The sequence below is a fragment of the Streptomyces flavofungini genome, from assembly GCF_041028215.1.
In the GTDB taxonomy this organism is placed as follows: Bacteria; Actinomycetota; Actinomycetes; order Streptomycetales; family Streptomycetaceae; genus Streptomyces; species Streptomyces flavofungini_B.
This window is the reverse complement of record NZ_JASKYR010000107.1, coordinates 1-14,568: the sequence shown is the minus strand read 5'-3', so window position 1 is coordinate 14,568 and position 14,568 is coordinate 1. Positions and strand designations below refer to the sequence as shown.

The following is a 14,568-nucleotide window of genomic DNA, read 5'->3' as shown; positions in this document are numbered from 1 at the left end:
GGGGGCGGCGGAGGCGGCGAGGGCGCAGCGCCCGCGGCGGACGGCGGCAAGGGCAAGAAGCCCAAGCGGCCCAAGCGCACGGGCTGGCGGCGGATCTTCCCCACCTGGCGCATGGTCCTCGGCGGCTTCATCCTCGTCGTGCTGCTGGTCGTGGGCGCCTTCATGACCGGCTACTTCCTGGTCGAGATCCCCCCGGCCAACGCCGCCGCCACCAAGCAGAGCAACGTCTACCTCTACGCCGACGGCACCGAGATCGCCCGCGACGGCAAGGTCAACCGCGAGAACGTGCAGCTCAAGCAGGTCCCGCTGAAGGTCCAGCACGCCGTGCTCGCCGCCGAGGACCGCGACTTCTACAGCGAGTCCGCCGTCGACCCCAAGGCGATGATCCGCGCGGCCTTCAACACCGTCACCGGCAAGGGCAAGCAGTCCGGCTCCACGATCACCCAGCAGTACGTGAAGAACTACTACCTGGGCCAGGAACAGACGGTCACCCGCAAGGCCAAGGAGTTCTTCATCTCCATCAAGCTGGACCGCGAGGTGAGCAAGGACGACATCCTCTCCGGCTACCTCAACACCAGCTACTTCGGCCGCAACGCCTACGGCATCCAGGCCGCCGCCCAGGCCTACTACGGCAAGGACGTCAAGAAGCTCTCCACCGCCGAGGGCGCCTACCTCGCCACACTCCTGAACTCCCCCAACGCCTACGACGTCGCCACGCACCCCGAGAACAAGCCGCGCGCGGCCGGGCGCTGGAACTACGTCCTGGACGGCATGGTCAAGCAGGGCTGGCTGAGCAAGTCCGAGCGGGCGGGCACGAAGTTCCCGATGCCGGACGAGGCCAAGGGCGCCACCGGCCTGTCCGGCCAGCGCGGCTACGTCGTCAAGGCCGTCGAGGACTACCTCACCGACAACAAGATCATCGACGAGGACCGGCTCGCCAGGGGCGGCTACCGCATCACCACGACCCTCCAGAAGGACCGCCAGGACGCCTTCAAGAAGGCCGTCGACGAGCAGGTGATGTCCAAGGTCGACAAGGACGCCCGCAAGGTCGACCGCAACGTCCGCGCGGGCGGCGCGTCGATCGACCCGGAGACCGGCAAGGTCGTCGCGATGTACGGCGGCATCGACTACACCAAGCAGTACGTCAACAACGCGACCCGCCGTGACTACCAGGTCGGCTCCACCTTCAAGCCCTTCGTCTTCACCTCCGCGGTGGAGAACGGCTCGGTGACCCAGGACGGCCGCCCCATCACCCCGAACACCCCCTACGACGGCACCAACAAGCGTCCGGTGCAGGGCTGGAGCGGCGGCACGTACGCCCCCGAGAACGAGGACCAGGTCTCCTACGGCGACATCACCGTCAGCGAGGCCACCGACAAGTCCGTGAACTCGGTGTACGCCCAGATGGCCGTCGACGTCGGCTCCGACAAGGTCAAGAAGACCGCCGTCGCCCTCGGCGTCCCCGAGAACACCCCCGACCTCACCGCGTCCCCGTCCATTGCGCTCGGCCCGTCCACCGCGAGCGTCCTGGACATGACGGAGGCGTACGCGACCCTCGCCAACCACGGCAAGCACGGCACGTACACACTCGTCGAGGAGATCTCCAAGGACGGCGAGCAGGTCGAGCTGCCGGACCGGGACCGTACCGAGCAGGCCGTGTCCCGCGAGGCCGCCGACACCACCACCTCCATCCTCCAGAGCGTCGTCGAGGGCGGCACCGGCACGGCCGCCCAGGGCGCGGGACGCCCCGCCGCGGGCAAGACCGGCACCGCCGAGAACGACACCGCGGCCTGGTTCGCCGGGTACACGCCCGACCTCGCCACGGTGGTCGCCGTCATGGGCCAGAACCCCGACACCGGGGCCCACACGCCGCTGTACGGCGCGCTCGGCGAGGCCCGCATCAACGGCGGCGGCTATCCGGCCCGCGTCTGGGCGCAGTTCACCAAGGACGCCCTGGAGGGCAAGCCGGTCAAGGACTTCGACCTCCAGCTGGAAGACGGCGCGGACCTGCCCGTGCCGTCCGACTCCGCGACGGCTACGGGCGGCACCGACGAACCGGAGACGGACGGCGGCACCACCACCGACGGCGGCGAGGACGGCGGACCCACGGACGGCGGGACCACCGACGGCGGCGAGGACGACGGCGGCACCGCCACCGACGGCGGCCCCACGGACGGCGGGCCGACGGACGGCGGGCCCACGGACGGCGGCCAGACCGGCGGCCCGACGGGCGGCCAGACCGACGGCGGCACCCCGACGACCGGCGGCCCGACCGACGGCGGCGCCGCCCAGGGCGGCCCCGTCACCGGCGGCACCACAGGCCCGGGAGGCACGGCGACCGACGGCGGCGCGGCGGACGCGGGCGCCATCGGCGGCATGGACCCCTAAGGGCCCGGGGGCGCCGAGGCCCTAGTGTCCTGAGGTGGCCTTCAGGCCGACCACGGCGACCAGCAGCAGGCAGACGAAGAAGATCCGGGCGGCGGTGACGGGCTCACCGAGCACCACCATGCCGAGCACCGCCGCACCGGCCGCGCCGATGCCCACCCAGACGCCGTACGCCGTACCGATGGGCAGCGACTTCGCCGCGTACGACAGCAGGACCATGCTCGCGACGATGCCCGCGCCGGTCCCGAGGCTCGGCCAGAGCCGGGTGAATCCCTCGGTGTACTTCATCCCGATCGACCAGCCCACTTCGAGCAGACCGGCGACGATCAACAGAACCCAGGCCATGACGGCACCTCCGACGCTACGGGCGCCGCGCGGCGCCCACTGATGGGGGTGCGTCGTCTTTGCGTTTCCCGGTACGGCGCGTCTCGTCGGGGTCCCTCCACGGTAGCAAACAGCATGCGAGAGGGCCGGTGACCCCGGTCACCGGCCCTTCGCGGACGTATCGGCTACAGGTAGAGGCCCGTCGTGTCCTCGGAGCCCTCGAAGCGGTCCGCCGCGACCGCGTGCAGGTCGCGCTCGCGCATCAGGACGTACGCCACGCCCCGCACCTCGACCTCGGCACGGTCCTCCGGGTCGTACAGGACGCGGTCGCCCGGCTCCACGGTGCGGACGTTCTGCCCGACCGCGACCACCTCGGCCCACGCGAGCCGACGGCCCACGGCCGCCGTCGCCGGAATCAGGATGCCGCCGCCGGAGCGGCGCTCGCCCTCGCTGGTGTCCTGCCGCACGAGCACGCGGTCGTGCAGCATGCGGATCGGCAGCTTGTCGTCGTGGTGGGTCTTTGCGCTCACGCCCCCGAACCTACCTGCCCCGGCGGCCCCTGTGGCCCCCGGGTGGCCGGGACGGTCAGCGGCCGCGCCGCCGCGAGCTCACCACGAGGAGGCCCACCAGGCCCACGGCCACCAGCGCGACCGGGACGATCCGCTCGACGCGGGGCGAACCGTCCGCCGAGACGAGCTGGCCGCGCACATCGGAGACGAATCGGTTCGCCCCTACGTACGCCCGGCCGAGTGAGTTGTCCACGCTCGCCGCGACCTTCGCCTTCGCGTCGCCGACGATCGTCTTCGGGTGGACTCGCACCCCGATCTCGTCGAGCGTGTCGGCGAGCTGGTCGCGCCGGCGCTTGATGTCCGCCTCGATCTGCGCAGGGGTCCTGGCATCCGACACCGCGCTGCCTCCGTGGTCGTATCGGTCGTTTCGGCCGTGTGGTGAGAAACGATGGACGTCTGACCCACAGTCTGTCAGCTCCGGGCCCACCGCACCCCACGGCACCCCTATTACGCTCGATCCCGTTCACCACACCTTTTGCGCAGCACTTCGCTGCGAAGCCCCCCGCGAGGAGACCGAAGATGAGCGAGCGACTCAAGACCGGCGACACGGCCCCGGCCTTCACCCTGCCCGACGCCGACGGCAAGGACGTCTCGCTGGCCGACCACAAGGGCCGCAAGGTCATCGTCTACTTCTACCCGGCCGCGCTCACCCCCGGCTGCACGAAGCAGGCCTGCGACTTCACGGACAACCTCGACGTGCTGGCCGCCGCCGGTTACGACGTCATCGGCGTCTCCCCCGACAAGCCGGAGAAGCTCGCGAAGTTCCGCGAGCAGGAGAACCTCAAGGTCACACTGGTCGGCGACCCCTCCAAGGAGACCCTGGAGGCGTACGGCGCCTTCGGCGAGAAGAAGCTGTACGGCAAGACGGTGACCGGCGTGATCCGCTCCACCGTGGTGGTCGACGAGCAGGGCAAGGTCGAGCACGCGTTCTACAACGTGAAGGCGACGGGCCACGTGGCGAAGATCATCAAGGACCTGGGGGTCTGAGGGCCCGGGTGTCCGGCGAGCGGTCGGCAGCCGCGACTCGGCAACTGTGACAAAAGCCCCCCTCACGGGGGGCTTTCGTTTGCGTCGGCGATGTTCGAGCAAGTGATCTATGGGGGAGCCTGTCCGAAGAACGAAAGGAACTACTCCATGGCGGCCCACGAAGCGACCGAGGCCGATCACGAGGCGGTCAGACGCCACCGCACGCTGTTCCGGGCCGTCAAACGCCGCAAGAACCCGCCGCTCCGGCGCACCGACATCACGGTCACCGACGAAGCGGCGGTCAAGCGGGCGGTCAAAGCGGCCTCGCTCGGCAACGCCATGGAATGGTTCGACTTCGGCATCTACAGCTATCTGGCCGTCACCATCGGCCATGTGTTCTTCCCTTCCGGGAACGACACGGTCCAGCTGATCTCGTCCTTCGCGACCTTCGCCGTGTCGTTCCTGGTGCGGCCCATCGGCGGGATGGTCTTCGGGCCGATGGGCGACAAGATCGGGCGCAAGAAGGTCCTCGCGCTGACGATGATCATGATGGCCATCGGCACGCTCGCCATCGGCCTGATCCCGTCGTACTCCTCCATCGGCTTCTGGGCCCCGGTCCTGCTGATCCTCTTCCGCCTGGTGCAGGGCTTCTCGACGGGCGGTGAGTACGGGGGCGCGTCCACGTTCATCGCGGAGTACGCCCCGGACAAGCGGCGCGGCTACTTCGGCAGCTTCCTCGAACTCGGCACGCTGGCGGGCTACACGGGCGCCGCCGGTCTCGTCCTGATCCTCAACGCCTCGCTCGGCTCGGACACCATGGAGTCCTGGGGCTGGCGCATCCCGTTCCTCGTGGCGGGCCCGCTCGGCCTCGTCGGCCTCTACCTGCGGCTGAAGCTGGACGAGACGCCCGCGTTCCAGAAGATGGAGGACCAGAGCTACCACTCGGCCTCCGAGGGCGCGTCCACCGTGGAGACCACGGCCAAGGGCGACCTGGCGAAGATCTTCAGCCAGTACTGGCCGACGCTGATCCTCTGCATCGCGCTGGTCGGCGCGTACAACATCACGGACTACATGCTCCTGTCGTACATGCCGACCTACCTCTCCGACGAGCTCGGCTACGACGACTCGCACGGCCTCCTGATCCTCATCGGCACGATGATCGTCCTGATGCTGATCATCAGCCAGGTGGGCAAACTGTCGGACCGCTTCGGCCGCAAGCCCCTCCTGATGACGGGCATGGTGGGCTTCCTGGTCCTGTCCGTCCCGGCGTTCCTGCTGATCAAGCAGGGCAGCCTGGTGGCGGTCTCCGGCGGCATGCTCCTCCTCGGCCTCTCCCTGGTCTGCCTCCTCGGCACGATGTCGGCGACGCTCCCGGCCCTCTTCCCCACCTCGGTCCGCTACGGCTCCCTCTCCGTCGGCTACAACCTCTCCGCCTCCCTCTTCGGCGGCACCGCCCCCCTGGTGATCACGTCCCTGATCAGCGTCACCGGCACGGACATGATCCCGGCGTACTACTCGATGGCGGCGGCGCTGGTCGGCATCATCGCGGTGGCCTGCATGAAGGAGACGGCCCAGAAGCCGCTCTCGGGCTCCCCGCCGTCGGTGGAGACGAAGGAGGAAGCGGCGGAAATGGTCGAATCAGCGGCCCCGGCACCTCGCTTCTGACTTCGGCCGGCTCTCCGGCTCGCGGTGACGGCCCGCCCCCGTACAACTGGGGCGGGCCGTTCCGCATGTTGGGCGTGACGGTGCGATTGTCGGTTCGTTGGTCCGTTCGGGGCTGCGAACGCGTGGCCGGATGCGGAGGGGGACGATGCCGGTCAGTCCGTACACCAGGGATCGCCTGGCGGAGGCGGCGGGCGCGTCGCGGACACTGTCCGAGGCACTGGAGAAGTTGGGGGTGGACCCGAAGAGCGCGACGCGGAACTATCTGCGCGAGCGCATGCGGAAGCTGGGGGTCGACACGTCGCACTTCCGCCGGGAGGGGGCGCGGTGGACCAAGGAGGTCCTCGCGGCGGCGGCAGCGGCGTCGACGAGCGTGAACGGCGTCCTGCGGCATCTCGGGATCGAGCCGGTCGGGGGCCACCACACGAACATCGCCCGGCGTATCAGGGGGTATGGGATCGATACGTCGCATTTCGCTCTGCCGGTGCCCGTAGCGGCCACGATGCGGGACAACCGCAGGAGACGGTCCCCTGCGGAGATCCTAGTCTCCGGCGCCACGAGGCGAGTACCCGGTGAACGGCTCAAGCGGGCGATGAAGGAGCTGGGGCTCGCCGAGCTGTGCGCGATGTGCGGGATCGGACCGGTTTGGCAGGGCGAACCACTACCGCTCGAGGTCGATCACATCGACGGCAGTTGGCACGACAACCGGATCGGCAACCTTCGGCTGCTCTGCCCCAACTGCCATGCGACCACCGATAGCTACCGAGGCCGGGCCAAAAGGCGACGGGCATGAGCGGCCCACCGGTCCGCTACACGCGGGAACTGCTCGCGCAGGTCGCCGGGACCGCCTCGTCGATCGACGAGGTGATCACATTCTTCGGCACGCGCCCCTACGGTTACCTGCGTCGGTACCTCTTCAAGCGCTTCGCGCACTTCGGTATCGACGTATCGCACTTCCGCCACTGCGGGAGCCTCACCCGGCACACACGCCCCGAACCTTCCGTCCTCTGCGAAGCCGTGGCGGCGAGCCAGTCCCTGGCGGAGACGCTTCGGCGCCTGCGGCGACCCGACAACGGAGCCCAGCGCAAGATGCTCCGAGCATGGATCGGCGAGGAGCGGATCGACACCTCACACTTTCTCGGCCAGGCTCACCGGCGAGGCAAACCCGGCTCCACGCCCAGAAGGACGGCCGCCGAGATCCTGGTCAGGCACGACAGCCCTCGCCGTACGCGAACCGTCCTCCTCCGACGCGCCCTGCGCGAGGTCGGCGTCCCCGACCGCTGCGCCCGGTACGGAACTCCTCCCGTATGGAACGGCAGGCCCATGACGCTGGAGATCGACCACATCAGCGGCGACTGGAGCGATGACCGGCGCGAGAATCTGCGGCTGCTCTGCCCCAACTGCCACGCCATCACCAGCACATGGTGCAGAGGAGGACGGCGAAGGCCTCCGAAGAAGAACCTGCGATCAACGGAAGCCACCCAGCCGGTACCATGACAGGCGGCTGGCGGCGGTGGCGCAACGGCGACGCAGCAGACTTAGGATCTGTGGCCCTTGATCGGGCTTGAGGGTTCGAATCCCTTCCGCCGCACCCAGGAGTGGCCTGCGAATCAAAGGTTTGAGCGCAGGCCACTCGATTGTGCACCTCAGCCGAGGAGTTCCCGGACCGCCGGTACCAGGGCGCGGAAGGCCTTGCCTCGGTGGCTGATCGCGTTTTTCTCCGCCGCCGTGAGCTCCGCGCACGTGCGCGTCTCGCCGTCCGGCTGGAGGATCGGGTCGTAGCCGAAGCCGCCCGTCCCCGCGGGGCTGGTGCGGAGGGTGCCCCGGAGCCGGCCCTCGACCACGCGTTCCGTGCCGTCGGGGAGGGCGAGCGCTGCCGCGCAGGCGAAGTGGGCGGCGCGGTGGGGCGCGGCGATGTCGCCGAGCTGGGCCAGGAGCAGGGCCAGGTTGGCCTCGTCGTCGCCGTGGCGTCCCGCCCAGCGCGCGGAGAAGATGCCGGGTGCGCCGCCGAGGACGTCCACGCAGAGCCCGGAGTCGTCGGCGACGGCGGGCAGGCCGGTGGCCTTGGCGAGGGCGTGCGCCTTGAGCAGGGCGTTCTCGGCGAAGGTGACGCCGGTTTCCTTGACGTCGGGAATCTCGGGATAGGCGTCCGCGCCGACGAGTTCGTGCGGGAGCCCGGCGTCGGCGAGGATCGCCCGCAGTTCGGTGATCTTGCCGGCGTTACGGGTGGCGAGGATGAGGCGGGTCATGGCGACCAGTATCCCCGCCCGGCCGTCCCGGACTTCCGTGGGCCGGTTCGGTGCCGCGTTCCGTCGGGCGGTTCCGTGCCGCGTTCCGCCGGGTGTTTCGGGGCCCCGCTCGGTGCGGGGCCCCGTGGGCGTTACGGCGTGCAGACCTTGGTCAGTTCGCCCGCCGCGTCCGTGATGGGGCTGACGTCCGGTGTGGCGTCGCCGTTCTTGATGGCCTCGCGGACGTTGCCGACGGCCTTGTCGAGGTTGTCGACAGCCTTGTTCACGTCCGTGTCGTCGGTCTTGTCGCCGATCTTGTCGAGGTTCTTGCCGATGTTGTCCAGTGCGCGGTCCGCCTCGGCGGGGTTGTCGGCCGCGTTCTCGACGGCCTGCTGAAGGTCGGTGACGCTGTCGGCGATGGTGTCCGCGGTCTGGACGCAGTCCAGGGCCTTCGAGACGGCATCGCAGCCGACGAGGCCGACGCCGGCCGGTACGACGATGAGTGCTGTGGCGACAGCGGTGACGATACGACGGTGGCGCGCGGCCATTTTTCGGTCCCTCCCCAGGGGTACGGACGGGCGCCCGGTTCTGCCCGCGCGCCCGTACTCGTAAGAACGTACTGCGAGGGGGGATTGGTTGCCTCGCGTGACCGACGTAGCCGACGGGCATGGCTGACGGTGTGGCTGAGCGGTGTAGCTGAGCGGTGTGGCCGACCGGTGCGTCGCGGCGGGCCCTGTGGGTCTAGAGCGTGGCTTCGAGGGCCGCGCGCTGGTGGGCCGCGAGGTCGTCGCAGCCGCCCACGGCGAGGTCGAGGAGCGCGTTCAGCTCCTTGCGGTCGAAGGGCTCGGCCTCGGCGGTGCCCTGGACCTCGACGAAGCGGCCGTCGCCGGTGCAGACGACGTTCATGTCGGTGTCGGCCCGCACGTCCTCCTCGTAGCAGAGGTCGAGGAGCGGTTCGCCGCCGACGATGCCGACGGAGACGGCGCTGACGGTGCCGGTCAGGGGCTTGCGGCCGTGCTTGATCAGCTTCTTGCCCTGGGCCCAGGTGACGGCGTCGGCCAGGGCGACGTAGGCACCGGTGATGGCGGCGGTGCGGGTGCCGCCGTCGGCCTGGAGGACGTCGCAGTCCAGGACGATGGTGTTCTCGCCGAGCGCCTTGTAGTCGATGACGGCGCGCAGGGAGCGGCCGATGAGACGGCTGATCTCGTGGGTGCGGCCGCCGATCTTGCCGCGGACGGCCTCGCGGTCGCCGCGGGTGTTGGTGGAGCGGGGCAGCATGGAGTACTCGGCGGTGACCCAGCCTTCGCCGCTGCCCTTGCGCCAGCGGGGGACGCCCTCGGTGACGGAGGCGGTGCAGAAGACTTTGGTGTCGCCGAAGGAGATGAGGACGGAGCCCTCGGCGTGCTTGCTCCAGCCGCGTTCGATGGTGATCGGGCGGAGTTGGGCGGGGGTGCGGCCGTCAAATCGAGACATGCGTTGAGCCTAGCCTTTCAGCGGTGTGCGGGGTGCCGCCCGCTGGGGCTTCGCCCCAGGCCCCCTGGGTCTTCCGTGCCGTCGCCGGATCGCGCTGCGCGCTCGTCCTCAATCGCCGGACCGGCTCCATCGTCGCGCTTGCCCTCCGGGGGCGACCGGCTCAAAGCGTCGCGCTAGCGCGCTCGTCCTCAAACGCCGGACGGGCTCTACCGTCGCGCTTGCCCTCCGGAGGGCGATCACCGGCACAAACCATCGCGCTGCGCGCTCGTCCTCAATCGCCGGACCGGCTCCATCGTCGCGCTTGCCCTCCGGGGGCGACCGGCTCAAAGCGTCGCGCTAGCGCGCTCGTCCTCAAACGCCGGACGGGCTCTACCGTCGCGCTTGCCCTCCGGAGGGCGATCACCGGCACAAACCATCGCGCTGCGCGCTCGTCCTCAATCGCCGGACCGGCTCCATCGTCGCGCTTGCCCTCCGGGGGCGACCSGCTCAAAGCKTCGCCCCAGGCCCCCTGGGTCTTCCGTGCCGTCGCCGGATCGCGCTGCGCGCTCGTCCTCAATCGCCGGACCGGCTCCATCGTCGCGCTTGCCCTCCGGGGGCGACCGGCTCAAAGCGTCGCGCTAGCGCGCTCGTCCTCAAACGCCGGACGGGCTTTGGTGGTGCACGCGGACCGGCTTTCCTGGCAGGCGTGCGAAAACCCCCGCCGCGGTATGCGGCGGGGGTTTTCGGGAGAGCTGGGGGAGCTCTTCGGTCACATCAGGTCTTCGATGTCCGCGGCGATCGGGTCCGCGTCCGTGCCGATGACCACCTGGATCGCGGTGCCCATCTTGACGACGCCGTGGGCTCCGGCGGCCTTCAGGGCGGCGTCGTCGACCAGGCTCGGGTCCTTGACCTCGGTGCGGAGGCGGGTGATGCAGCCCTCGACCTCTTCGATGTTGTCGATGCCGCCGAGCCCGGCAACGATCTTCTCAGCCTTGCTGGCCATGGTGTTTCTCCCTGAGTTGCTTGTGCCGTGAGTCCGCCTTGTCACGGTAACGCACGGTTGGACCATCTTCGCAGGCGGTTGCGGCGGTCGTGCCCAATGATGTCGGTCATGGTGACGATCACGGTGGCCGCCCCGCCGGGGCAGTACCCGAGCCGTCTCCCGACTGGTCTACACCAGTCTCCCATGCCCGCCAGACCTGGCCCGTTCCGGGAGGACGCCGATGAGTTCCGACGCCGCAGCGGTGCCCCGGAAGAAGTGGTGGAACGGTCTGTTCCAGGGGCTGCAGAAGATGGGCCGCAGCCTCCAGCTGCCCATCGCGGTGCTGCCCGCCGCCGGCATCCTGAACCGGCTCGGCCAGCCCGATGTCTTCGGGGACGACGGCCTCGGCTGGACGAACGTCGCCAAGGTGTTCGCCGCCGCGGGCGGCTCCCTGCTCGACTCCTCGCTCGGCCTCCCCCTGCTGTTCTGCATCGGCGTCGCCATCGGCATGGCGAAGAAGTCGGACGGTTCGACCGCCCTCGCGGCCGTCGCCGGTTTCCTCGTCTACTTCGCCGTACTCCGCGCCTTCCCCGACGACTGCCCCAAGGACACGACGTTCGGCGGCGCCGGGATGTGGGGCGGGGTCTGCGTCGCCGAGGACGGGACGGTCGCGCAGGCCGCGTACCAGAATCCGGGGGTGTTCGGCGGCATCGTGATGGGGCTGCTCGCCGCCTGGTTCTGGCAGCGCTACCACCGCGTGAAGCTCGTGGACTGGCTCGGCTTCTTCAACGGCCGCCGCCTCGTGCCGATCATCATGGCCTTCGTCGGGCTCGTCTTCGCGGGGCTCTGCGTCTGGATCTGGCCGCCCATCGGTGACGCCCTGACCAGCTTCTCCAAGTGGCTGGTCGATCTGGGGTGGCTCGGCTCGGGGATCTTCGGCGTCGCCAACCGCGCGCTGCTGACCGTCGGGCTGCACCAGTTCCTCAATACGTTCGTGTGGTTCCAGTTCGGCGACTACACGAAGCCGGACGGGACCGTCGTACACGGTGACATCAACCGGTTCCTCGCCGGTGACCCGACGGCGGGGCAGTTCACCTCCGGATTCTTCCCGATCATGATGTTCGCGCTGCCCGCCGCCGCCCTCGCGATCACCCACTGCGCGCGCCCCGACCGGCGCAAGGTGGTCGGGGGCATGATGCTCTCGGTCGGCCTGACGTCGTTCGTCACGGGGATCACCGAGCCGATCGAGTACTCGTTCCTCTTCATCGCTCCCCTGCTGTACGCGATCCACGCGGTGCTGACCGGCGTCTCGATGGCGGTGACCTGGGCGCTGGGCGTGAAGGACGGGTTCAGCTTCTCCGCCGGACTCATCGACTACATGATCAACTGGAGTCTGGCGACCAAACCCTGGCTGATCATCCCGATCGGGCTCTGTTTCGCGGTCGTCTACTACGCCCTCTTCCGGCTGGTGATCACCAAGTTCGACCTGCACACCCCTGGTCGCGAACCGGAGGAGGAGTCGGAGGCCCAGGACAGGGAGCAGACCAAGGCCTGAGCTTGGCATGACACCATGCTGTGGGGGGTTCCGCGCCATAAGCGGAAGGCCCTCGGACCTCTGGTCCGGGGGCCTTTCGTCTGTCATGCCCGGGTATGGCCGAGCCCACAGGAATCGCGGGTTCCTTACGTCACCTTCACCGTGCTACAACAGGTCTACACCACTGAGTGGTGTAGACCACCCGGCGTGCTGTCCACCCCCAACTGTCCCCGACAGCACCCGCACATGGAGGAAGTCATGAGTACGGCCACCGCCAAGGCGGCGCCCGCGAAGAAGCGGGGCTCCGGCCTGTTCCAGGGCCTGCAGAAGGTGGGCCGCAGCCTGCAGCTGCCCATCGCCGTCCTGCCCGCCGCCGGCATCATGGTCAGGCTCGGGCAGGACGATGTCTTCGGCAAGGACGGCCTCGGCTGGGACAAGGTCGCCGCGGTCTTCAACAACGCCGGCGGCGCGATAACCGGCTCCCTGCCGATCCTCTTCTGCATCGGCGTGGCCATCGGCTTCGCCAAGAAGGCCGACGGCTCCACCGCGCTCGCCGCGGTCGTCGGCTTCCTCGTCTACAGCAAGGTGCTCGAAGCCTTCCCGGTCGCCGAAGCGGTGGTCAAGAAGGGCGAGGACACCCCGGCGGTCTACAACAACCCAGGCGTACTCGGCGGCATCATCATGGGCCTGCTGGCCGCGGTGCTGTGGCAGAAGTACCACCGCACCAAGCTGGTCGACTGGCTCGGCTTCTTCAACGGCCGCCGCCTCGTCCCGATCATCATGGCCTTCGTCGGCATCATCGTCGGTGTCTTCTTCGGCGTCGTCTGGGAGCCCATCGGCCACGGCATCGAGAACTTCGCCGAGTGGATGACCGGCCTCGGCGCCGGTGGCTCCGCGCTCTTCGGCGGCATCAACCGCGCGCTGATCCCGATCGGCATGCACCAGTTCGTCAACACCATCGCCTGGTTCCAGCTCGGCTCCTTCAACGACGGCGGCGACGTCGTCCACGGCGACATCGCCCGCTTCCTCGCCGGTGACCCGTCGGCCGGTATGTACATGTCGGGCTTCTTCCCGATCATGATGTTCGGCCTCCCGGCCGCCGCCATCGCCATCGCGCACTGCGCCCGCCCCGAGCGCCGCAAGGTCGTGATGGGCATGATGGTCTCGCTGGCCCTGACCTCGTTCGTCACCGGTGTGACCGAGCCGATCGAGTTCACCTTCATGTTCATCGCGCCGGTCCTGTACGTCCTGCACATCGTGCTGACGGCGGTCTCGATGGCGGTGACGTGGGCGCTCGGAGTCCACGCCGGGTTCAACTTCTCGGCCGGATTCATCGACTACGCGCTCAACTGGAGTCTGGCGACCAAGCCCTGGCTGATCATCCCGATCGGTCTGGTCTTCGCGGCGCTGTACTACTTCGTCTTCCGGTTCGCGATCCTCAAGTTCAACCTCATGACCCCGGGCCGTGAGCCCGAGGAGGAGATCGAGGACCTCACGAAGGCGTAGGCCCTCCCTCCCCCGAGTCATACGCCGAAGGCCCCGGAACCGTCCCGGTTCCGGGGCCTTCGGCGTACCCGCGATCAGACGATCAGATCTCGTACGTCGCGCCGGGCGCCGCCAGGGCCACCGGTCCCCCGTAGACCGCCCGGGCGTCCGCCAGGTTCACCTGGGGGTCCGTCCACGGCGGGATATGGGTGAGCAGGAGCCGCCCCGCGTCCGCACGCTGCGCGCACTCGCCCGCCTCGCGGCCGTTGAGGTGCAGGTCGGGGATGTTCTCCTTGCCGTCGGTGAACGCCGCCTCGCACAGGAAGAGATCCGTCCCCGCGGCCAGTTCGTCCAGGACGTCACAGGTGCCGGTGTCCCCGGAGTACGTGAGGGACCTGCCGTCGTGCTCGACGCGGATGGCGTACGCCTCGACGGGGTGGCGCACCTTCTCGGTGCGCACCGAGAACGGGCCGATGTCGAACGAGGCGGGCTTGACCGTGTGGAAGTCGAAGACCTCGCTCATGGAGGATGCCGAGGGGGTGTCGGCGTACGCCGTGGTCAGCCGCTGCTCGGTGCCTTCGGGGCCGTAGACCGGGATGGGGGCGCAGCGTCCGCCCTCGTGCCGGTAGTAGCGGGCCACGAAGTACGCGCACATGTCGATGCAGTGATCGGCGTGCAGATGGCTGAGGAAGATCGCGTCGAGGTCGTAGAGACCGATGTGGCGTTGCAGCTCGCCGAGGGCGCCGTTGCCCATGTCGAGCAGCAACCGGAAGCCGTCGGCCTCGACGAGGTAGCTCGAACAGGCCGAGTCCGCGGACGGAAACGACCCCGAGCAGCCGACGACGGTGAGCTTCATGAAGCTGGAACCTCCGCGCTGGCGTGGACTGACAAGGGGGAGCTGGGGGGTGTGCGGTCCGTCGAGCGTAAGGCGCAAAAGGCCTGGTCGCTCCTCCGTCGTGGGCCGTTGTGGGCGAACTCACC

15 protein-coding genes, 1 tRNA gene and 1 riboswitch are annotated in these 14,568 nt (G+C 69.2%); of the genes, 8 read left to right on the top strand and 8 right to left on the bottom strand.

Annotation, left to right across the window (positions count from 1 at the left end; all coding sequences use genetic code 11):
* The coding region (locus AB8Z36_RS10395; RefSeq protein ID WP_369212940.1) for a transglycosylase domain-containing protein at nucleotides 1-2,388 on the top strand (2,388 nt) is incomplete at its 5' end.
* 21 nt (nucleotides 2,389-2,409) lie between these two features.
* Here AB8Z36_RS10395 and AB8Z36_RS10390 read toward each other — a convergent pair.
* The 3 genes from AB8Z36_RS10390 to AB8Z36_RS10380 all read right to left on the bottom strand — a co-directional run bounded on the left by AB8Z36_RS10390 (nucleotide 2,410) and on the right by AB8Z36_RS10380 (nucleotide 3,615).
* Complete coding sequence (locus AB8Z36_RS10390; RefSeq protein ID WP_369212939.1) at nucleotides 2,410-2,730, bottom strand: DMT family transporter; 321 nt, start codon at nucleotides 2,728-2,730, stop codon at nucleotides 2,410-2,412.
* A gap of 47 nt (nucleotides 2,731-2,777) precedes the next feature.
* A riboswitch (guanidine-III (ykkC-III) riboswitch) is annotated at nucleotides 2,778-2,838 on the bottom strand.
* 56 nt (nucleotides 2,839-2,894) lie between these two features.
* Nucleotides 2,895-3,239, bottom strand: a complete 345-nt coding sequence (locus AB8Z36_RS10385) for a GroES family chaperonin (RefSeq protein ID WP_062776278.1) — start codon at nucleotides 3,237-3,239, stop codon at nucleotides 2,895-2,897.
* A gap of 55 nt (nucleotides 3,240-3,294) precedes the next feature.
* On the bottom strand, nucleotides 3,295-3,615 hold the full coding sequence (locus AB8Z36_RS10380) for a DUF3618 domain-containing protein (protein WP_369212938.1): 321 nt from the start codon (nucleotides 3,613-3,615) through the stop codon (nucleotides 3,295-3,297).
* Between the two features lie 182 nt (nucleotides 3,616-3,797).
* Here AB8Z36_RS10380 and bcp point away from each other — a divergent pair, with 182 nt between their 5' ends.
* The 5 genes from bcp (at nucleotide 3,798) to AB8Z36_RS10355 (ending at nucleotide 7,497) form a co-directional block, all read left to right on the top strand.
* A complete protein-coding gene (gene bcp / locus AB8Z36_RS10375) occupies nucleotides 3,798-4,265 on the top strand; it encodes a thioredoxin-dependent thiol peroxidase (RefSeq protein ID WP_369212937.1) in 468 nt (155 codons plus the stop codon).
* Nucleotides 4,266-4,412: 147 nt separating this feature from the next.
* Entirely contained in the window at nucleotides 4,413-5,909 is a 1,497-nt protein-coding gene (gene proP, locus AB8Z36_RS10370; RefSeq protein WP_369212936.1) for a glycine betaine/L-proline transporter ProP, read from the top strand.
* A 145-nt stretch (nucleotides 5,910-6,054) separates the two neighbouring features.
* Nucleotides 6,055-6,699 (top strand): HNH endonuclease signature motif containing protein, encoded by a 645-nt coding sequence (locus AB8Z36_RS10365; RefSeq protein WP_369212935.1) that lies wholly within the window; start codon nucleotides 6,055-6,057, stop codon nucleotides 6,697-6,699.
* Nucleotides 6,696-7,403, top strand: coding sequence for an HNH endonuclease (locus AB8Z36_RS10360; protein ID WP_369212934.1), 708 nt, complete (start codon nucleotides 6,696-6,698; stop codon nucleotides 7,401-7,403). The genes AB8Z36_RS10365 and AB8Z36_RS10360 overlap by 4 nt, the downstream gene beginning before the upstream one ends.
* Before the next feature lie 10 nt (nucleotides 7,404-7,413).
* A tRNA-Leu gene (locus tag AB8Z36_RS10355) sits at nucleotides 7,414-7,497 on the top strand.
* A gap of 55 nt (nucleotides 7,498-7,552) precedes the next feature.
* On the opposite strand, the gene rdgB is transcribed toward AB8Z36_RS10355, so the two are convergent.
* The 4 genes from rdgB to AB8Z36_RS10335 all read right to left on the bottom strand — a co-directional run bounded on the left by rdgB (nucleotide 7,553) and on the right by AB8Z36_RS10335 (nucleotide 10,655).
* Entirely contained in the window at nucleotides 7,553-8,155 is a 603-nt protein-coding gene (gene rdgB, locus AB8Z36_RS10350; protein ID WP_369212933.1) for an RdgB/HAM1 family non-canonical purine NTP pyrophosphatase, read from the bottom strand.
* Between the two features lie 131 nt (nucleotides 8,156-8,286).
* Nucleotides 8,287-8,682 (bottom strand): hypothetical protein, encoded by a 396-nt coding sequence (locus AB8Z36_RS10345; RefSeq protein ID WP_369212932.1) that lies wholly within the window; start codon nucleotides 8,680-8,682, stop codon nucleotides 8,287-8,289.
* Between the two features lie 193 nt (nucleotides 8,683-8,875).
* Entirely contained in the window at nucleotides 8,876-9,607 is a 732-nt protein-coding gene (gene rph, locus AB8Z36_RS10340; RefSeq protein ID WP_369212931.1) for a ribonuclease PH, read from the bottom strand.
* Nucleotides 9,608-10,355: 748 nt separating this feature from the next.
* Nucleotides 10,356-10,655, bottom strand: coding sequence for a glucose PTS transporter subunit EIIB (locus tag AB8Z36_RS10335; RefSeq protein ID WP_369212930.1), 300 nt, complete (start codon nucleotides 10,653-10,655; stop codon nucleotides 10,356-10,358).
* Between the two features lie 154 nt (nucleotides 10,656-10,809).
* On the opposite strand from AB8Z36_RS10335, the gene AB8Z36_RS10330 reads away from it, so the two are divergent.
* Together AB8Z36_RS10330 and AB8Z36_RS10325 are read left to right on the top strand one after the other, a co-directional pair.
* On the top strand, nucleotides 10,810-12,123 hold the full coding sequence (locus AB8Z36_RS10330; RefSeq protein WP_369212929.1) for a PTS transporter subunit EIIC: 1,314 nt from the start codon (nucleotides 10,810-10,812) through the stop codon (nucleotides 12,121-12,123).
* A gap of 237 nt (nucleotides 12,124-12,360) precedes the next feature.
* On the top strand, nucleotides 12,361-13,608 hold the full coding sequence (locus tag AB8Z36_RS10325; protein WP_369212928.1) for a PTS transporter subunit EIIC: 1,248 nt from the start codon (nucleotides 12,361-12,363) through the stop codon (nucleotides 13,606-13,608).
* An 82-nt stretch (nucleotides 13,609-13,690) separates the two neighbouring features.
* Here the strand turns inward: AB8Z36_RS10325 and AB8Z36_RS10320 are convergent, their stop codons facing one another.
* On the bottom strand, nucleotides 13,691-14,443 hold the full coding sequence (locus tag AB8Z36_RS10320) for an MBL fold metallo-hydrolase (RefSeq protein ID WP_369212927.1): 753 nt from the start codon (nucleotides 14,441-14,443) through the stop codon (nucleotides 13,691-13,693).
* Between the last annotated feature and the right edge of the window lie 125 nt (nucleotides 14,444-14,568).